General features: G+C 45.1%; 16 protein-coding genes. 12 read left to right on the plus strand and 4 right to left on the minus strand.

Annotation, left to right across the window (positions count from 1 at the left end; translation table 11 throughout):
• The first annotated feature begins 629 nt into the window (after positions 1 to 629).
• Complete coding sequence (gene ushA, locus R8O11_RS13870) at positions 630 to 2,318, plus strand: bifunctional UDP-sugar hydrolase/5'-nucleotidase UshA (protein ID WP_203345809.1); 1,689 nt, start codon at positions 630 to 632, stop codon at positions 2,316 to 2,318.
• A 415-nt stretch (positions 2,319 to 2,733) separates the two neighbouring features.
• Complete coding sequence (locus tag R8O11_RS13875; RefSeq protein ID WP_005386686.1) at positions 2,734 to 2,955, plus strand: hypothetical protein; 222 nt, start codon at positions 2,734 to 2,736, stop codon at positions 2,953 to 2,955.
• A 135-nt stretch (positions 2,956 to 3,090) separates the two neighbouring features.
• Here R8O11_RS13875 and R8O11_RS13880 read toward each other — a convergent pair whose 3' ends face one another.
• The gene (locus R8O11_RS13880) at positions 3,091 to 3,339 is read right to left on the minus strand and encodes a DUF1289 domain-containing protein (RefSeq protein WP_005378062.1); all 249 of its coding nucleotides are present in this window, start codon (positions 3,337 to 3,339) and stop codon (positions 3,091 to 3,093) included.
• Positions 3,340 to 3,523: 184 nt separating this feature from the next.
• Here R8O11_RS13880 and R8O11_RS13885 point away from each other — a divergent pair, with 184 nt between their 5' ends.
• The 9 genes from R8O11_RS13885 to R8O11_RS13925 all read left to right on the plus strand — a co-directional run bounded on the left by R8O11_RS13885 (position 3,524) and on the right by R8O11_RS13925 (position 13,809).
• Entirely contained in the window at positions 3,524 to 3,970 is a 447-nt protein-coding gene (locus tag R8O11_RS13885) for an META domain-containing protein (protein ID WP_005378077.1), read from the plus strand.
• A 434-nt stretch (positions 3,971 to 4,404) separates the two neighbouring features.
• A complete protein-coding gene (locus tag R8O11_RS13890) occupies positions 4,405 to 5,565 on the plus strand; it encodes an ABC transporter substrate-binding protein (RefSeq protein WP_203345808.1) in 1,161 nt (386 codons plus the stop codon).
• A gap of 9 nt (positions 5,566 to 5,574) precedes the next feature.
• Positions 5,575 to 7,284 (plus strand): thiamine ABC transporter permease, encoded by a 1,710-nt coding sequence (locus R8O11_RS13895; protein ID WP_318194226.1) that lies wholly within the window; start codon positions 5,575 to 5,577, stop codon positions 7,282 to 7,284.
• Positions 7,250 to 7,897 (plus strand): ATP-binding cassette domain-containing protein, encoded by a 648-nt coding sequence (locus R8O11_RS13900; RefSeq protein WP_318194227.1) that lies wholly within the window; start codon positions 7,250 to 7,252, stop codon positions 7,895 to 7,897. Before R8O11_RS13895 ends, R8O11_RS13900 begins: the two co-directional genes overlap by 35 nt.
• The gene (locus tag R8O11_RS13905) at positions 7,890 to 8,501 is read left to right on the plus strand and encodes a CDP-alcohol phosphatidyltransferase family protein (RefSeq protein ID WP_033905112.1); all 612 of its coding nucleotides are present in this window, start codon (positions 7,890 to 7,892) and stop codon (positions 8,499 to 8,501) included. The genes R8O11_RS13900 and R8O11_RS13905 overlap by 8 nt, the downstream gene beginning before the upstream one ends.
• A 123-nt stretch (positions 8,502 to 8,624) precedes the next feature.
• Entirely contained in the window at positions 8,625 to 9,104 is a 480-nt protein-coding gene (locus R8O11_RS13910) for a glycine zipper 2TM domain-containing protein (RefSeq protein ID WP_005386695.1), read from the plus strand.
• Between the two features lie 202 nt (positions 9,105 to 9,306).
• Positions 9,307 to 10,836 (plus strand): nitric oxide reductase transcriptional regulator NorR, encoded by a 1,530-nt coding sequence (gene norR / locus R8O11_RS13915; RefSeq protein ID WP_318194228.1) that lies wholly within the window; start codon positions 9,307 to 9,309, stop codon positions 10,834 to 10,836.
• Positions 10,837 to 11,010: 174 nt separating this feature from the next.
• A complete protein-coding gene (gene hcp, locus R8O11_RS13920) occupies positions 11,011 to 12,672 on the plus strand; it encodes a hydroxylamine reductase (RefSeq protein ID WP_170890561.1) in 1,662 nt (553 codons plus the stop codon).
• A gap of 81 nt (positions 12,673 to 12,753) precedes the next feature.
• Positions 12,754 to 13,809, plus strand: coding sequence for a hybrid-cluster NAD(P)-dependent oxidoreductase (locus R8O11_RS13925; RefSeq protein ID WP_318194229.1), 1,056 nt, complete (start codon positions 12,754 to 12,756; stop codon positions 13,807 to 13,809).
• A gap of 213 nt (positions 13,810 to 14,022) precedes the next feature.
• Here the strand turns inward: R8O11_RS13925 and R8O11_RS13930 are convergent, their stop codons facing one another.
• The 3 genes from R8O11_RS13930 to R8O11_RS13940 form a co-directional block, all read right to left on the minus strand.
• Positions 14,023 to 14,964 carry a class I SAM-dependent methyltransferase gene (locus R8O11_RS13930; RefSeq protein WP_318194230.1) on the minus strand — a complete coding sequence of 314 codons (942 nt, stop codon included), beginning with the start codon at positions 14,962 to 14,964 and terminating at the stop codon, positions 14,023 to 14,025.
• Positions 14,965 to 14,995: 31 nt separating this feature from the next.
• Positions 14,996 to 15,688, minus strand: a complete 693-nt coding sequence (locus R8O11_RS13935) for a TIGR01621 family pseudouridine synthase (RefSeq protein WP_104975233.1) — start codon at positions 15,686 to 15,688, stop codon at positions 14,996 to 14,998.
• An 82-nt stretch (positions 15,689 to 15,770) separates the two neighbouring features.
• Positions 15,771 to 17,141 (minus strand): sodium-dependent transporter, encoded by a 1,371-nt coding sequence (locus R8O11_RS13940; protein WP_043884644.1) that lies wholly within the window; start codon positions 17,139 to 17,141, stop codon positions 15,771 to 15,773.
• A gap of 430 nt (positions 17,142 to 17,571) precedes the next feature.
• Between R8O11_RS13940 and cls the strand changes: the two genes are divergently transcribed.
• Entirely contained in the window at positions 17,572 to 19,026 is a 1,455-nt protein-coding gene (gene cls / locus R8O11_RS13945; RefSeq protein ID WP_017820861.1) for a cardiolipin synthase, read from the plus strand.
• The last annotated feature ends 43 nt before the right edge of the window (positions 19,027 to 19,069 follow it).

A 19,069-nucleotide genomic window follows, 5' to 3' on the forward strand; every position in this document is an offset into this window, starting at 1 on the left:
TACATGGAAGTTACTGAAGAACTTAATGAAAACAGGATGTTAAGTCTTCAGCAACAATTAAAGGGAACATAGCCAATCTATTTGTTTAAACACTCGAGTGTCAAATGCGGAATAAGCACGATAAGGTATCGGATGAGGATAAATAAACGATGCCTAAAGCATAAGGTTTCTAAACGATCGCAATTATAGTAAAGAGATAAATACAATTTTTGATAGAGTTTGGCAGAATAAAGCCATGATCAAATGAGTTTAAGCTCTGTGCTGTTCATTATGCATACAAACCGAGCCCCTCATTATTAGAGCGAAAATTTATAACGATTTGTGTCATACCTATTAGGAAAAACATAAACCTGGCAAAATAATCACCAAAATCAGCGTAATACTTCGCAAAAATGCGCATTGATTCACACAAACAACACACATTCAATTAACTACCTCACAAAAAATAGAGCTAGCGATATAAAATAAATACTAAATACCAATTCTGTTTATTTATAGACGTAGTTTGCAGGCTTATTAATTCATTTCTCCGATAGAAGTATAAATAAGAGATAGATCACTAAAGTTTCACATTAATTCCGTATATTTCACGCCGTAACAATAACAAAATCACAAAGAAAGGATCCCTTATGAAGTTTTCCAAATCTCTTTTGGTAGTGGCAGTGGGCGCTGCGCTAGCAGGATGCGGCTCAGACAGCGACAATTCTCCAGTAACCTGCGAGACTGCAGATTCTTGTACTAAGTTCACCGTTCTCCACACTAACGATAACCATGGTCGCTTTTGGCATAACAGCGACGGCGAATACGGCATGGCTGCGCGTCACACTTTAATCGAATCTATCCGCGCAGAAGTCGAAGCAAAAGGCGGTGAAACCATTCTGCTATCTGGCGGTGATATTAATACCGGTGTACCAGAATCAGACATGCAAGATGCGGTTCCAGACTTCGTAGGGATGAACCTACTTGGTTACGATGCAATGGCTGTCGGTAACCACGAATTTGATAACTCACTAGATATTCTCGATATGCAGGCCGAGCTAGCTGACTTCCCTATGCTGGCTGCGAATATCTATAAAAAAGATACAAACGAGCGTTACTTCGACCCTTACAAAGTATTTACTATCAACGGCCTTAAGATCGCTGTTATTGGTCTAACAACGCAAGACACTGCGAAGCTAGTCAATCCAGACAACGTATCAAACATCCACTTCGAAGACCCTCAAGTAGAAATCAAAAAGGTACTGAAGGAAATCGAAGAGAACGAAAAGGTAGACCTAGTATTTGCAACGACGCACATGGGTCACTACGAAGATGGCAAAAACGGTAGTGAAGCACCAGGTGACGTTAAACTCGCTCGCTCTCTTGAAGAAGGACAGCTAAACGCTATCATCGGTGGTCACTCACAAAACCCTGTATGTATGGAACCAGGTACCAATGAGTATGCTGATTTCAAACCTGGGGATGATTGTGCCCCAGACCAACAAAAAGGCACTTGGATTATGCAAGCGCATGAGTGGGGTAAATATGTGGGTCGTGCTGACTTCGAATACTACGACGGCAAGCTTCACTTAGCGAATTACGCACTGATTCCTGTAAACCTTCTAGACGAAAACGATGAAGTTATCGGTGAACGAATTCAACAAGATGCAACAGTAAAAGCGTTACTACTGCCATACCAACAACAAGGTCAAGAGTTATTAGATGAGAAGATTTCTAATACGACGGGTAAGTTAGAAGGTGATCGTAACGTAGTTCGCTCTCAACAAACTAACCTAGGTCACCTACTCGGTGAGGCATACCGTACTTACAAAACGGTAAATGCTGACTTTGGTGTGATGAACTCTGGCGGCGTGCGTGATTCAATCCAAGATGGTGATATCACTTACCGTGACGTATTAACGGTTCAGCCATTTGGTAACTTCGTGACTAAAGCAACTATGACAGGTAAAGAAGTTAAAGAATACCTAGACGTGGTTGCGACGAAATCTGCAGGCTCTGGTGCTTACGCTCAACTAGATAACATCACTTTAGATGTAAATTGTGATGCTGGCTCAGTAACCATTACCGATATTAACAATAAAGGCTTCGATCTAGACGCAACGTACACATTCTCTGTAATCAGCTTCAGTGCTGCTGGTGGCGATAACTATCCAATCATCGATGTTCAATCTACACAGCTAACCGATGCATACGTTTTGCGCGAGTTCTTCGTAAACAAACCACAAATCTCTGCGGATAACTACAACAAGAACTTAGAGAACATCAAGTACTTCAGTAATGGCCAACCAGTAAAAGGCTGTCCTGCATCTGGTAGCTAATACTCAACACCTTACCCCTGGCACTAAGAGCTTTTACAAGCAATTTCGTCAGGGCTTTCCTCAAAACCGAAGCTTTGTGCTTCGGTTTTTTATTTTCGATAAATTACTGAAAACTCTCCACCTTCACAATATGTTCAAAAATTGTTCATTTGTGTTATTGACGCCCCTGTGTTGGGCTTCTATGTTTGATAAGGTCTTTTTAATATGCAGGTTCATCGGCTAAATTTCGCGAAACATTTTTAATCGCATAGTCAATGATTCTGAGAAAGATGTGAATGGCGTTACAAACACTGCTCTCAAACAATTTGTCTTTGGACTTCAAACGATGGTGATGTGCCTCCACGCGCACACTAATGAGCAGCGATCTGGACGTCAATGTGTTCAAACTGCTGCCATCGAGTTCTGGAGGTCAAAAATGAAACGAGCCAGCAATAGCTACAGACTCCAAATGATCAAAGAAGTAGTTACCCGTAGAGAGCGTGAAGCTTGTACGGATCCTATGGCGAGATATATTCATCAACTGATGGATGAACGCCCAACAAGTAAATTAGATGTTGAATTCAATCATCGATTTTCAGGAAATCACTTCGACGAACAAGCGGGAGGCTGGGTTAGCGACCGTTGGTCGATGAAATAACGCCAATTACCGCTCTATAGGGAAAATGGATAGGAGATTCCCGGTTCTTAAAGGACACCTTGCCGGACCGGGAATATGTAAAAGCCTAATCAGAACCGAAAGCGAAGGCGTAACCCCACAGACTGAACAAGAATTCTAGAATAAGTCTTGCTGAGGCGATGACTCATCTTGAAGCTGTTCTGGCTTCGTCTTCCCTGCCAACATCTTTCGTCTGTACCTTTGACGACACAACTTAATAACGTGCAACTGCTGAGCGGGGGTTAAGTTAAGCCAATTAAACCTTTCCTCTCTCTTTCTCATACACCCCTTGCAATACCCTTTTTCATCGGAGGTACATACTCCAACACAAGGGCTTGGGACAGTAAAAAACTCCAGTTGCTCCATACTAAAACCGCTCTTTCCATATTAGGGCGTATTGGCCTAGTTTAAATAATGAGAAGATTAGTCAGCAACAAAACTTGCTATATGCTTCGTTATGTCAAAAACATACGAAACCATAACCTTATGCTGACAAAAACAGTGTTTTATTACTTATACTTACCGCGTTTATAAAAACGGAGTCTATAAAATGAAGCTTAGCCTAAAAACGTTAGTTACAGCAATCTCTCTCCCTGTTCTTATGACTGCTTGTGCTAGCAACGGTGATGATGTGAAAGAAATAACGGCTCAAGATTTGCAGCACCACAACTGGGAACTTGTTCAAGTTGATGGCAAAAATATCGTTCTAGACGAACACCAAAAAGCGGCTCGCCTAGAAATCGGTGAAAATCTAACCGCAAACGGCAACGCAGGTTGTAATAACTTCTTCGGTCAAGCCGAGCTGAAAAACAACCAACTACGCATCGAAAAAATGGGCATGACCATGAAGATGTGTATGGAAGATCAAATGAAGATCGAAAACGCAATGACACAAACACTATCTAACTGGAGCGATATCACGCTAACTAAAGATGGTCTTGTTCTGAAAAGTGCCGATCACGAATTGACGTTTACACTACGTGACTGGGTAAACTAATCCCAACTAAGTAAACCAGATAGTATCTTAAAGCAGCCAAACGGCTGCTTTTTTATATCGATGAATCGTTAGTCATGCATGCTAAAGTCATTTAAATGGCCAACTTTCTTTCTCTTTTCGCCCTCAATTCCATGCTTTAGACATCAATTTTGCTCTGTAAAACAACCTATTCATATCTCTGGGGACAATAATTTTCAATTACTTGAAAGAATATCCTCAAACAAACGGTCCGCTCCTAAAATGACACCAAATTTGTCCTTTATTCGTTTTGCTTCACATTGAGAGTAATTCTTTGAATCAATGAGTGATTCCGTTTGGGATTGGCATTGATAATAGAGAGAGATGAATTACTATCCTTGTAACAGAGCGGAACGACTTGCGAAAACGTCAATAGAAACGAAAGCAAGAACCAAAAGACATAACACGGAATAGATATGAAAAAGCTACTCAGCAGCATTGGCATTTTAGCCACGACTTTTGCGACACCTTCTTTTGCCGATTCATCAGTGAATAGCGAATGGCAAAAAATCGAACAGCAAGCCGACGGGCAATCCGTCTACTTTCATGCTTGGGGCGGAAGCCAAGAAATTAATCGCTACATACAGTGGGCGAGTAGAGAGCTAAAATCACGTTATAACGTGACGCTAAACCACGTTAAAGTAACTGATATTTCTGAGACCACTACTCGACTTATCGCAGAAAAAGCGGCAGGCAAAAACAGCGGTGGCAGTGTTGATATGGTTTGGATCAATGGCGAAAACTTCAAATCAATGAAGGATAACCAATTGCTATTTGGTCCTTTTGTCGAAGGTTTGCCAAGCTGGCAATATGTGGATAAATCTCTACCAATTGATGTGGACTTCTCCGAGCCAACAGAAGGTCTAGAAGCACCTTGGGGAGTAGGACAATTAGTGTTTATCCATGACGAGCAAACCCTCCATAACCCTCCAAAATCATTCGCAGAAATGCTGAGCTATGCAAAAGCGTTCCCGAATCGTCTGACTTACCCTCGACCACCAGAGTTTCATGGCACAAGCTTTATCAAAGCATTACTCATTGAACTGTCTAACAACGCCCCTGAGCTGCAACAACCAGCTACCGATGACACGTTTGAGCAAGTCACTCAACCGCTGTGGTCTTATCTAGATGAGTTCCATAAAGTCGCTTGGCGCGGTGGTAAGCAGTTTCCAGGCGGTACAGCAGAAACCCTTCAGCTACTAGATGATGGTCAGACTGACCTGGCGATTACCTTTAACCCGAACGCGGTTTTCTCTGCGCAGTCGAGCGGTAATCTTGCAGAGAGCACCAAAGCGTACGCAATGGACGCAGGAGCACTCTCAAATATCCACTTTTTAGCGATTCCTTGGAACGCAAATGCCAGTGCTGGTGCACAAGTTGCGATAAACTTTTTATTGAGCCCTGAAGCACAGTCTCGCAAAGGTAACCTAAACATCTGGGGCGACCCTTCGGTACTAAGCAACCAATACCTAACTGGTTCGGCCAAAAACACTCAACAATTCAAATCTATCGCTGAGCCACATCCAAGTTGGCAAGCGGCGTTAGAAAAAGAATGGTTGAAACGCTACGGGAATTAGTAAGAATCCATGTTAAGAGCGCTGTATTTAGTCATTATCGCAGTTTGTATTTTGCCTACCATTCCGGGACTATTTGGAGTGGTGGTCTCTGCGCTCGGTTATGTACCTCCTATCGGTCTACACCACTTTTCTTTTGATGGCTTCAATGCCGTCTTTGATTGGGAAGGTGTTTGGACATCCATCGGGCTTACTTTCTACTCCGCCATTTTCAGTAGCTACTTGGCTTGCTTCATCACGTTTGCCATTCTACAGGCGTCTTGGGGCAGCAAGTTTTGGCGAAAAATTGAAGTTAGCCTTTCCCCACTTCTCGCTATGCCGCACGTCGCTTTTGCCATTGGCTTTGCGTTCTTATTTGCCCCAACGGGTATGGGCGTTCGTGTTCTCAACCAACTGTTTGGTTACGACCCGAATGCACAAACGGTGAATGACTTAGCATTGCTGATTAAAGACCCACATGCACTCGGTTTGGTCATCATGCTAGCGATTAAAGAAGTGCCGTTTTTATTGTTGATGAGTATTCCGATCCTTCAGCAATTGAAAGTCGATAAGGTTGAAAAAGTCAGTCACTCGATGGGCTATAGTTCGGCGCAAGCGTGGTGGAAATGCGTATTTCCGCAATGGTTAGCAAAACTTCGTTTCCCAATGCTGGCGGTATTGGCTTACAGTTTGTCCGTTGTCGATGTCGCCCTGATTATTGGCCCTACCAACCCGCCGACGTTTGCGGTTTTGGTATGGCAATGGTTTAACGATCCAGATTTATCGCTCCTACCAAGAGCGGCCGCTGGGGCAGTAATACTGTTTGTGATGGCTAGTCTTTTGATTGGTTTCGCTCGATTGGTGGAATGGTTAACGACCAAAGACTTCAAACGCTGGCAGTACTCTGGTCGAAACGGGTTTCGTTTACCCGGTAAAACCCTATTTTCACTGATTGCGCTACTTGCACTTCTAATGATTCCACTCATGGTGCTGTGGAGCTTTGCCCAACGTTGGCGCTTTCCAGATTTGCTCCCAAGCCGTTACAGCCTGCGTTTTTTGGAATACGAATGGCACAGTATTCTAGGGACTCTAGAACAAAGTATGTCAATCGCCCTAATCAGCGCGACTGTCGCGCTAGTTCTTGCTTTAATAGCACATGAGTATCGTCTCCGTTATCGCTGGCAGGTGCCCGGTTACATCATCGCCATCCCAATGCTGATTCCTCAGCTATCCGTGCTATTCGGTATGCAAGTAGTGACGCTGTACTTAAACAGTAACGCGTATTTCTTTTGGGTATGTTGGGCGCATGTATTCTTTGCGTTCCCATTTATTTACCTCTCGCTAGACGGTCCGTGGCGCAGCTTCGATAACGGCTTAACTCGCGTCGCACTCAGCTTGGGTAAATCACCGATGCAAGCTTGGTTAAAAGTGAAACTGCCAATCCTCCTGCCTGCAATTGCATTCGCGTGTGCTGTCGGTATTAGTGTCAGCCTAGCGCAATACCTACCTACATTAGTGCTAGGGGCTGGGCGCATTAGCACCATCACAACCGAAGCCGTTGCACTATCCAGTGGTTTTGACCGACGTGTCACCGCTATTTACGCCATTTGGCAAGCTCTGCTGCCATTCTTGTTCTTCTCTTTTGCGATACTGCTTAGCCACTTGCACAGAAAGTATCGCCGCTTGTCTATAAAAGGTTTACTACTGAATGAGTCTTTGTCTCGAAAACCTCGCCATCCGTAAAACCAATGGCGACGCGCTTTTCTCGGCGTTCAATATGACCGTAGAAAAAGGTGAAATCGTTACCCTGATGGGGCCTAGCGGTTGTGGTAAATCCACTTTGTTGGATGCCATTGCCGGGCACCTATCCGCCGAGTTCTACTACTCTGGATCCATTACGCTTGATAACGAAAAGTTGGATGCCCTCCCTGCCCATAAGCGTCAGGTCGGTATTCTATTCCAAGACGATTTGCTCTTCCCTCATTTAACGGTGTGGGAGAACCTTGCCTTCGCGCTACCAAACTCAATCAAAGGTGAAGAGCGTAAAGCTCACGCTATGCAAGCACTGAAGAACATTTCATTGACCAAACTAGCAGAGTCCTTTCCTGACCAAATTTCGGGAGGGCAACGTGCCCGTATCTCATTGACTCGTATGCTGCTAGCAAAGCCGAAAGTTGCGCTACTTGATGAGCCCTATAGCAAGCTGGATAAAGACCTGCGCGTGCAATTTCGTAATTGGGTGGCCGAACAATTGCAGCAAGCGAACATCCCTACTTTGATGGTAACGCACGATGAAGACGATATTCCTGATGGCAGCCGCTGCCTAAACTGGCCGTGGGAGACAAATCATGCTTGATAGCCTGAGTATAAAGCTCATCCGCAAACCGCTGGCACTCAGTGCGACATATCTCGATAAATGTGGTATCACTGCAAATCAGACGACAGTGTTTGGTTTTGTACTTGGCTGTTTTGCCCTGCCTGCTTTGATCGCCGAACAGTACTTGTTGGCGTTGCTGTTTATTTTGCTGAACAGAATCTGTGATGGGTTAGACGGTGCACTGGCAAGGATTCAGGGCATTACCGATGCGGGTGGTTTTCTTGATATCAGCTTAGATTTTTTGTTCTATTCGTTGATTCCTTTTGGCTTTGTGCTTGCCAACCCAGAGCACAATGCCGTTGCAGGCGCATTTTTGATTTTTTCCTTCATCGGCACTGGTAGTAGCTTTTTGGCTTTTGCCATCATGGCAGGAAAACAAGGCATCGATAATCCGGTATATAAAAACAAATCGCTTTACTACATGAGCGGCTTAACCGAAGGTACAGAAACCATTGGCTGCTTGGTTTTATTTTGTTTGCTACCGCAACACTTTGCCGTCATCGCGTATATCTTTGGCGCGGCATGCTGGTTTACTACTTTTACACGTATTTATTCAGGGTTTCATACGCTTAACGATCATTAATACTGCTTAGACAATCGCGTTTCCTTAAGGGACAGGCCGCTAAGCCACTGTTTTATAAAGCACCAAAACGCAGGTTAAATTGGGGTATATACTCTTTGAATGAAGAAACCATTCGGAGGCTATATGAAAAAACAGATCAATTTAGGCATGTTGCTCACCATTACTTGTGCGCTCGTGCTTGGCGGCTGTAGCTCACCTAACCCGTACGGAGATGCATACGGCTCATCCGACACTCGCAAAGTTCAGCAGGTTTACTACGGCACAGTAGAAAAAGTAGAACCCGTAACCATTGATGCCTCTACCCAATCCAATGCCATTGGCACCATCGCTGGTGCTGCCGTGGGCGGGATCTTAGGCTCAAAAGTTGGGGGCGGTTCTGGCTCGGATATCGCTGCCATTGGTGGTGGTCTATTGGGTGGCTATGCAGGCAGCAAAGCGGCTGAAGCAACCGCGAAAAGAAATGGCGTGAATCTGACCATTCGTTTAGAGGACGGAAAGATTATCTCTATTGTTCAAGAAGCAAATCCAAACATGATTTTCCAACCAGGCCAAGCGGTCCAAATCAATGTTTCTGGTAATGACGCTAGAGTCGTTCCTCGTTAATTCGGACGAACCAAACCTTTGGCCTGCTTTAATTCAAACACCTAACCCGCGCAAGCTTACATCACTGGCTTGTTAACTTGCGCGTTTCTTTTCGTATCAAACTTGATCGTCGTCAATGGAACATCAATCTCCCACACCTTTCGATGTTCAAATGACATCAAGTTGCTAGCATGAGCCCATTCCAGATAACTTTGGGCTTGTTATGACTCCGACTGTTGACCACGTACTCCTTAATATCGCGCTAAACCTCAGCTCAAATCGCTCTCACGAGCAGCAATATCAAAATCTCATTGATGGGGTCGCGCAAGTATTCCCATGTGATGCGAGCTGCCTGTTTATCTTCGATGAGGATGGTTTTCTAACTCCTGTCGCGGTAAAAGGCTTATCCAGCTCGGTCTTAGGTCGTCGCTATTTCCCCAAGGCGCACCCTCGTTTAGATGCCATTATTCATAGCCGTGAACCGGTGCGTTTCGATGCCGATTGTTCACTGCCGGATCCTTTCGACGGCACACTATTAACTGAAGACCAATGCATTGATGTTCACGATTGCATGGGCTTTAGCTTGTATGTCGAAGGCCAACTTGTTGGCGCACTAACGATGGATGCACTAACGGTGGGCGCGTTTGATGGCATCGATCCTGTCGCTATCGAAACCTTTGCGGCTTTGACCGCTGCGACATTGCGTAACATTGCGCAATTAAAAGCACTCAAAGCACAAAACCAGAAGCAAAAAAGCGTCACTCAAACCCTTATCCAGCAAGCCCGTTCTCAACATGGCGAAATGGTGGGTTTGAGTCCACAGATCAACCAGTTACGAAACAACATTGCGACTGTTGCTCAATCAGATTACGCAGTACTTATCACAGGAGAGACCGGTACTGGTAAAGAACTGGTCGCGCACTCAGTACACGCGCAATCTCATCGTAGCGATAAGCCGATGATTTACGTCAACTGTGCGGCCCTGCCTGAAGGTCTGGCTGAGAGTGAACTGTTTGGCCATGTCAAAGGCGCATTTACAGGTGCTAATAGCCACCGTGCCGGTAAGTTTGAACTGGCAGACGGTGGAACGATTTTCCTTGATGAAGTGGGCGAACTGCCTATGATTTTGCAAGCAAAATTGCTGCGCGTAATTCAGCAAGGCGAGCTGCAACGTGTGGGTAGCGATCAGCATTTGATGGTCAATGTGCGCATCATCGCCGCGACCAATCGACAATTAGAAAAAGAGGTCGAAGCTGGCACGTTTCGAGCAGACCTTTTCCACCGTTTAAACGTATTCCCAATCCAAGTTCCCCCACTTCGTGCCCGTGACGGTGATATTCCCGTTTTAGCCGGATATCTGTTAGAAAAGGTACGCCAACAATTTAATGCGCCCAATCTTCACGTTCACCCTAAAGTGTTGACTCAACTGGAGTCTTTACCTTGGTACGGAAACGTACGCGAGCTCGAACACACTTTAACTCGCGCGGCTTTACACGCTATTCAACAAGGTGCAAGCACGATCATGCTTAACCATTTTGACACCTCACTGGCTCTCGATGATGTAAAAAACACATCGCATTATCTGCCTAAAGAAAGCCAACCAATGCGAGAGCTAATAGAAAGCTATCAACGTGATTTAATTGAACATGCTTTGAGCCAAACTGGTGGCGTTTGGGCAAAAGCAGCGGAGTTTTTACAAATGAATCGCGGGAACTTATATCGGATGGGTAAAAAGCTCGGGATCAATAAATAACCGACCACAAGAAGTCGATGTGATTAAGACATCAACCCCGTTGTCTTAATTACATCAACCACTCTCCTAAATCTGATAAAATTCAATATAAATCAACAAGATAATAATTGGCACACATTCTGCTCTCTAGTGGTCAACATCACGACTATTAAAACAATCACTGGAGAACCCAATATGTTCTGTATTCAATGTGAACAGACAATTCAAACCCCAGCTGTTAAAGGTTGTTCTTTTGCACAAGGTATGTGTGGTAAAACTTCTGAAGTATCTGACCTTCAAGACGTGTTGGTTTACACACTGCAAGGGGTTTCTTTTTGGGCATCAAAAGCACTTGAATTCAACATCATTAACGATGAAATCAACCAATGGGCACCAAAGGCATTTTTCTCTACATTGACGAACGTAAACTTTGACCCTGAACGTGTCCTAGAGCTAACTTCTCAAGCGGCAACGTACAAAGCATTGCTAAAAGAGCAAGTAATGTCTGCTGCAACTTTGTCAAACACCAACCTTACTGACATTCCTGCCGTTGCCAACTTCGAGCTACCAAACAGCGCAGAAGCGATCTTAGCTTTTGCTCCTCAAGTCGCGGTTAACCGTGGTAAAGACCAAGTACATGAAGATGTTATTGGCCTACGCCTACTTTGCCTATACGGACTTAAAGGTGCAGCCGCGTACATGGAGCACGCACGTGTTCTTGAGCAAACCAACAACGATATCTATGCCGAATACCATGAAATCATGGCGTGGTTGGGCACAGACCCTGAAGATCTTGGCGAACTACTTGATTGCTCAATGCGCATTGGCCTGATGAACTACAAAGTGATGGAAATGCTCGACCAAGGTGAAACAACGACCTTCGGCCATCCAGAACCAACCACGGTGAACGTCAAGCCAGTAAAAGGTAAATGTATTCTTGTTTCTGGCCATGATTTGCATGACCTAGAAAAAATCCTGCAACAGACCGAAGGCAAAGGCATTAACGTTTACACCAATGGTGAAATGCTGCCTGCACACGGCTACCCTGAGCTGAAGAAATACTCTCATCTTGTCGGTAACTACGGCAGCGCATGGCAAAACCAGCAGAAAGAATTCGCAAACTTCCCTGGCGCAATCGTAATGACGTCAAACTGTTTGTTGAATCCAAATGTGGGTCAATACGCAGACCGTCTATTCACCCGCAGTATTGTTGGCTGGCCTGGAGTGGCTCACATCGAAGGCGATGATTTTAGCCAAGTGATTGAATGTGCTCTAGCGCAAGACGGTTTCCAACACGATGAAATCGAACACCACATCACGGTTGGTTTTGGTCGCAATGCACTGATGAACGCCGCCCCTGCGGTTATCGACCAAGTGAAGCAAGGCAACATCAAACACTTCTTCCTAGTCGGCGGTTGTGATGGTGATAAAGCGGAACGCAGCTACTACACCGATTTTACGGCTGAAGCGCCAGAAGACACGCTAATCCTGACCTTGGCGTGTGGTAAGTTCCGCTTCAACAAGAATACGTTCGGAGATATCAACGGCATCCCTCGCCTATTGGATGTGGGCCAATGTAACGATGCTTACTCTGCAATCCAGCTTGCACTTGCACTGGCGAAAGAGTTTGACTGTGATATCAATGAACTACCACTCACGCTTGTGCTTTCTTGGTTCGAGCAAAAAGCGATCGTTATCTTGCTAACGCTATTTGCATTGGGCGTGAAAGGCATTTACACAGGCCCTACTGCACCGGCATTCCTAACGCCAAACCTAATCGCCATCATCCAAGAGAAGTTCGATATGCGCAGTATTGGCAATGTTCAGGATGATCTAAAAGCCATCCTAGCAGCTTAATAAACTTGCTTGTTACGCGCCTCCTTACGCGGAGGCGCTATCTATTTCGAACCAAAAATAGCCACAACCAAAGAGATTGTTATGTTTTTTGAATGGCAAGGTAACCAACCCGTCACACTCCGTTGCATCGACAAATACTTCGAAACACACGACACCGTCAGCATCAAATTGGCTGAACTAACCGAGTCACTTCTGTTTCAGTTTAAGCCTGGCCAGTTTATTAACTTAGGCGTGGAAATTGATGGAAAAATGGAGTTTCGCGCCTATTCAATCAGCTCGATCAATGAAGACGATCACCTTCAACTCACCATCAAACGAGTATCTGGCGGTAAAGTATCGAACTACATCGTTGACTCGCTGCTGCTCGGTGATACTGTTCAAGCATTACCACCAGCAGGCGAATTTAACTGCATCGACCATCCACCCGTGTTACGTGATGGCGAAACAAAAGCCTTGCTTATCAGTGCAGGTTGCGGCGTCACGCCCGTATTTTCGATGGCAAAACACTGGCTGAGTAATCAAGATGAAAACGAAAACGATGTGGACATCGCATTTCTTCATATCGCACGCAGCCCAGAAGAGACGATTTACTACGATCAGCTAGAAACGTTAGACGCCGTATATCCCAACTTCCATTTAAAGCTGTTGCTGAAAAACCGCGAAGGAACGTCACACCCACAAGGTCGTTTGAATGCCGACTGGATTAAAGAGCTTGTTCCTGATTTCAAGCAACGCACCGTTTACCTGTGTGGTCCAAGCCAGTTTATGCAAGATGTTCACGGCTATTTGAATGATCTTGGTTTTGAAATGACGAACTTCTACCAAGAGAGTTTTACGCCAGCGACTGGCGCAGAATCATCGGTCTCCGATGAGACGGTTAACGTTTCTGTTCCTGATTTTGCTCAAAGCATCGATGCGCAAAAAGGTCAGGTACTGGCCGATGTGCTCGAAGGCGCAGGTTTACCATTAATCGTCGCTTGTCGAAGCGGGATTTGTGGCTCGTGTAAATGCAAGGTTCGTAAAGGCAACGTCTCTTCCACCAGCCTAGAAACATTGACGCAAGAAGAAATTGAACAAGGCTATGTGCTCGCCTGCTCATCAACCATCGAAGCGGATATTGAAGTGCAGATCGGTTAATGCTGCTGGTATCGATCTTTTATTGTTTCCCGTCATTCCGACGAGCCTAGGCGAGATCAGGAATCTAATATCAGCGTGTTAGGAATAACTCACTCTGATAATAGACTCTGAATCACACTCGCGTCTCGCTATTCAGATTAACGGGGTATCGTGGAAATGCCAGCCGTACTCAAACGGCTGGTATTATAGATAGGCACAACTTTCGTTTCGTCTTCATTGCTTCTCGCTAAACAGCAACACTTTCAATGCTGCTTCGCTGTCTACGTCTATAAACTCTGGTGGGTTATCCAGACGCTCACGGAATGTCAACTCTGGCGCTTCTTCTTTCATGCTCTCAATCAAGAAGTCGCTTGTCACAGATGGTGAGTTCACACATGCCATCACTTGACCGCCTTCTGCCAACAAATCCGGCAATCGACGTAGAATCTTTTTGTAGTCTTTAGTCAGCGCAAAGCTGCCTTTCTGGAATGAAGGCGGATCGATGATAATCAAGCCATACTGACCAGATTTTTTAATCTTACCCCACGATTTGAAGATATCGTGCCCCATAAAGCTTACCTGGTTGATGTTATGACCATTTAGCTTGTGGTTCTCACGACCTTTAGACAGCGACGCTTTTGCCATGTCGACGTTAACCACTTTATCTGCGCCACCCGCAATGGCAGCGACAGAAAAGCCACAGGTGTAAGCAAACAAGTTAAGCACGTTTTTGTGCTTCGCATTTTCGCGAACCCAATCACGACCGTAGCGCATGTCCAAAAACAGACCGAAGTTTTGGTTGCGGCCAATATCCAATTGGTATTTCAAACCGCTTTCTTCAACGACAGGGCGAGCGTCTAATTCACCGACAAGCACTTCTGAAGGCGTACCATCGGCATAACGGTGCTGAAGAACCATAGTACGACCTTGCTTGTCTGCCCACAACTGCGATTGTGCCAACGCATTGAGGCCGCTTTTCAGCTCAGCGAGAAACGCGTCGTCGACTTCTTTAAACAAGTTGATGATCAACTGACCTTGTAACCAGTCACAGGTGATTTGCTCTAGACCTTCAAAACGACGGCCACGACCGTGAAACAGTCGACGAATTTCATTCGGAGCTTGCGCGAGCTCGGTTTCTAGATGCTGAAAAAACAGCGAAAGTTGTGATGCTTGCATCGAGTTCTCTTATTAGTTTTCTTTGTGACGGTTATTTGATCGTAGGCCAGTTCAGTTCCCAGGGGGAAAGCCAAGTATCCAAACCCTGAGAGACGATTTCACTGTGCCATTTGTTACCAAGCACTTTGTATTCTCGTGGATCGCAAACAAAGCGATATTGCTCATCTCGGTATTGGAAGCAAAGTGAAAATGCATGCAGGTAACCGCGATCAGCCTCATTGCCTGCATTGTAAATCGGGTCGCCAACAATACCTGAGCCAACCGATTTTAATGCCACGCGGATTTGATGCGTTTTACCAGTGTGTGGCTTACATAAAAATAGGCGCTCTCCGGGCTCTGCCGCAAGAGAGAAAAACTGGGTGACGGCTGGGTTATTTTTGCTGTTGACCAGCTTCCATGATGAACGGCGCGAACGCTCCATATCACCAACGACCAAACCTTGTTTCTTTTTCGGCTTTTTAGAGCCAATCGCTAGGTAGAACTTTTCTACTTGGCGGTCAGCGAAGGCTTGCGATAACGCACTGGCCGCTTTGGCGTTGCGTCCGAGGAGCAGAATACCCGATGTCATTTTATCCAAGCGATGGATAAGATAGAGCTGCTGATCACCACTCTGCTTAGCCACTTCTTGCAGCAGCATTGTGTCGCCATCGTCTTTATGAACAGAGACGTTGGGATGCTTATTGATGATCAGAAAATCGGGATGGGTATGTAGAATATCGAACATAAAAAAACTGGCTCCACGTTTGGAGCCAGCAGTATACATAAGTTATCGGACAAAGCTATCGAGGCTTGCCCTAAGGCCTGAGCTAGAGCTTTCTAGAGAAAATACCAGCAAGACCAATGATTGCGATACCCAGCAGCATGATTTCACCTTTACCACTATCAAAGCCAGACTTAATCCCCATGAAGGCAACAATAGCAATCGCAACAGGAATCAGGTATTTAACTAGGTTGTACCACAATCCAAATAGCGGGAAGGATACTTCGCCGTCATTAGTGATCTCTTTTTCTAGCTCAGCACGGCTTAGGCGCCATCCAGCAAAGATACAAACCAACATACCACCAACCGCTAGGAAGATTTTGTCCGTTAGCAAGTCGAAGATATCAAAGGCACCGGTACCAAACAGCGTTGGTCCCATTCCACCTAACGATAGTGACGCAAAAATACATAATGCCGCCATAACTGCGCTTGCAGACAGAACTGCGTTAGAGCGCTTCATGCCTTTCTCGTCGATTAGGTAAGACACGACAACTTCCAATAGTGATACTGAAGAAGTTAATGCCGCCACCGTCAAACCGATGAAAAATAGCAACGCGAATAGCAACCCAATCACTCCGCCCATTTCAGCAAATAGCTGAGGAACGACAACGAATACAAGACCAGGGCCTGCTGCAGGCTCCATGCCAAAGGCAAACATTGCTGGGAACATAGCAACACCAGCAAGAATCGCGACACCAGTATCCATCGCTGTAACCATACCGGTTGTTTGAACTAGATTCTCTTTCTTCTTCAGGTAAGAACCGTACGTCATCATACAACCCATACCTAAGCTAAGTGAGAAGAACGCCTGTCCTAGTGCAGCAAGAACCACGTTGCTGTCGACTTTAGAAAAGTCCGGCATGAATAAGAACTCAAGGCCAGCCATTGCACCTGGCAGCATTAAGCCCTTAACAGAAACAACGATTAGGATTAAGAACAGAAGCGGCATCAGAACCTTACCGGCTTTCTCAATACCACCCGAAATCCCTTTCATCACGATCATGACGTTAAGGAACAGGTAAACACCCATCCACATTAAAGGTTGAATCGGATCTGAGATGAAACCGCCAAAACTGTCGCCAATTGCTTCTGGCGCGCTGAGTAGACCACCACCCACTTTAAAGATGTAGGCCAATGCCCAACCACCAACCACAGGGTAGAAGCCCATGATCAAAAGACCACTGAAAACTCCCATAACGCCAGTGAACGTCCAGCGTCGGTCAGTTGTTTTGAATGCACCTACGGCAGAAAGACCTGTCTTACGACCAATAGCGAACTCTGTCAGCATCACGCTAAAGCCGATAAAAATTACAAAGATAAGATAGATAGCAACGAATGCACCGCCGCCACTCTCACCTGCTGTGTAAGGGAATTTCCATATATTGCCTAAACCGACAGCGGAACCCGCTGCTGCCATTACGAAGCCTAGTTTAGACCCCCACGTATCACGTGGTGCTGCTGTATTAGTTGTAGCCACGCTTTTTCTCCAAAATTAGTTTGTTGTGTATGCATAGAGATAGGCGTCTAAAAAGTTTATGTAAAAATTATTGTACACTTATAAAATAAGCGTTCGACGCACTATATCTAGAAAGTAAAGCAGCTCCCCTTTAAAATTGGAACCCCAAAAAAGTACATTTATCGCACAAGTGTCGAGTTACGCAGGTTAAATGCTGCTTTTTTGTTCAAAAGTTAAAGAATGACCTTATTTTTCACATTAAAATAACAGAATCAGCTGTTATGAAATTCGTTCCTCATATAAGGTCAATCCCACGTCTAAATGGGAAATCTATTCCCCCAACCCACTTTTATGCTTAATATCCTAGAAGGGCATATTACTCTGAGCGTATATGGACAAGTTTTATCACTTTCTTACTTTAGCTGGCATCGGGCTATATTGGTTACTGGTCGCAGGTGTGACCATTCGTGTCGTTTTAAAGCGCCGTGCAGTGAGCGTGTCTTTAGCTTGGCTAATGATCATTTATATCCTTCCCGTTCTGGGTGTCGCATGTTATTTCCTCTTCGGTGAACTGAACTTAGGCAGAAAGCGAGCCGAACGTGCGAAAGAGATGTTTACACCATTCGAGAAGTGGTTCAGTCAGCTTAACGACTGTAACGCGCACAACCCAGAAACGATGGGAAGGCACATCTACCGAATTGATGAACTTTGTAACAACCGCCTTGGTCTTCCCGCATTGAGCGGTAATACATTGTCGCTGCAACAGTCACCTAATGAGATTTTGCATTCCATTATTGAAGACATCGAAAACGCGCAGAGCAGTATTCGAATGGTATTCTACATTTGGCATCCGGGTGGTTTGGCTGACTCTGTCGCTTCTGCGCTTATTCAAGCGGCTAAACGCGGCGTAGATGTCAAACTATTGCTCGATTCAGCAGGTAGTCCACGTTTTTTCAGAAGTCCTTGGTATCGAATGATGCAGGATGCTGGAATTGAAGTTATTCAAGCGCTAGAAGTGAAGATGTGGCGTATTTTCTTACGTCGTCTTGATCTTCGCCAACATCGCAAGATCATCGTAATTGATGATGAAATTGCTTATACAGGTTCAATGAACTTGGTTGACCCGGCTTACTTCAAGCAAAATAGTGGCGTTGGGCATTGGGTGGATATCATGGTTCGCATTACAGGACCAACGGTAAACGTATTGAGTGCCATCCACTGTTGGGATTGGGAAGTCGAAACTGGCGAACGTCATTTACCAAGACTACCTGAATGCAAGATCGATGAGAGTGAATTCCAACACCCTATTCAGGTTGTGCCTTCTGGCCCAGGTATGCCGGAATATCTGATCTATCAAGTATTAACATTGGCAATAAACCAAGCCAATCGCTCGGTACGAATCACAACACCATATTTCGTGCCCAATGCTGATTTACTCGAAACGTTAAAGATGACAGCACAACGAGGCATTAACGTTGAACTCATTATTCCCCATAAAAATGACTCTATGATGGTGCAATGGGCTTCACGCGCTTTTTATAGTGAGCTCTTGAGTGCAGGGGTCAAGATTTATGAGTTTTATGGTGGTTTGCTGCATACAAAATCTGTCGTAATTGACGACCAATTCTGTTTAGTTGGCACCGTAAACATGGATATGCGCAGCTTGTGGCTGAACTTCGAAGTGACCCTCGCCGTTGATGACGAAGAGTTCACCAAGCAAATGTCTTGGTTACAAGATAGCTATATTAAGCAATCTCACACTGTTGTATTGGAAGAATGGGAGAAAAGGAGCCTATTTTCTCGGTTCTTAGAGCGAGTGTTCTATCTCTTCAACCCACTCCTCTAATACCTCAAATACACAGGCTAAAAAACCTCCAGCGCTACATGCA

Source organism: Vibrio sp. 1288, from assembly GCF_033344475.1.

Excerpts from the sequence above, each read along its gene's own strand:
- ushA (WP_203345809.1), top strand. The coding sequence starts at position 630 with ATGAAGTTTTCCAAATCTCTTTTGGTAGTGGCAGTGGGCGCTGCGCTA.
- R8O11_RS13875 (WP_005386686.1), top strand. The coding sequence starts at position 2,734 with ATGAAACGAGCCAGCAATAGCTACAGACTCCAAATGATCAAAGAAGTA.
- R8O11_RS13880 (WP_005378062.1), bottom strand. The coding sequence starts at position 3,339 with ATGGAGCAACTGGAGTTTTTTACTGTCCCAAGCCCTTGTGTTGGAGTA.
- R8O11_RS13885 (WP_005378077.1), top strand. The coding sequence starts at position 3,524 with ATGAAGCTTAGCCTAAAAACGTTAGTTACAGCAATCTCTCTCCCTGTT.
- R8O11_RS13890 (WP_203345808.1), top strand. The coding sequence starts at position 4,405 with ATGAAAAAGCTACTCAGCAGCATTGGCATTTTAGCCACGACTTTTGCG.
- R8O11_RS13895 (WP_318194226.1), top strand. The coding sequence starts at position 5,575 with ATGTTAAGAGCGCTGTATTTAGTCATTATCGCAGTTTGTATTTTGCCT.
- R8O11_RS13900 (WP_318194227.1), top strand. The coding sequence starts at position 7,250 with ATGAGTCTTTGTCTCGAAAACCTCGCCATCCGTAAAACCAATGGCGAC.
- R8O11_RS13905 (WP_033905112.1), top strand. The coding sequence starts at position 7,890 with ATGCTTGATAGCCTGAGTATAAAGCTCATCCGCAAACCGCTGGCACTC.
- R8O11_RS13910 (WP_005386695.1), top strand. The coding sequence starts at position 8,625 with ATGAAAAAACAGATCAATTTAGGCATGTTGCTCACCATTACTTGTGCG.
- norR (WP_318194228.1), top strand. The coding sequence starts at position 9,307 with ATGACTCCGACTGTTGACCACGTACTCCTTAATATCGCGCTAAACCTC.
- hcp (WP_170890561.1), top strand. The coding sequence starts at position 11,011 with ATGTTCTGTATTCAATGTGAACAGACAATTCAAACCCCAGCTGTTAAA.
- R8O11_RS13925 (WP_318194229.1), top strand. The coding sequence starts at position 12,754 with ATGTTTTTTGAATGGCAAGGTAACCAACCCGTCACACTCCGTTGCATC.
- R8O11_RS13930 (WP_318194230.1), bottom strand. The coding sequence starts at position 14,964 with ATGCAAGCATCACAACTTTCGCTGTTTTTTCAGCATCTAGAAACCGAG.
- R8O11_RS13935 (WP_104975233.1), bottom strand. The coding sequence starts at position 15,688 with ATGTTCGATATTCTACATACCCATCCCGATTTTCTGATCATCAATAAG.
- R8O11_RS13940 (WP_043884644.1), bottom strand. The coding sequence starts at position 17,141 with ATGGCAGCAGCGGGTTCCGCTGTCGGTTTAGGCAATATATGGAAATTC.
- cls (WP_017820861.1), top strand. The coding sequence starts at position 17,572 with ATGGACAAGTTTTATCACTTTCTTACTTTAGCTGGCATCGGGCTATAT.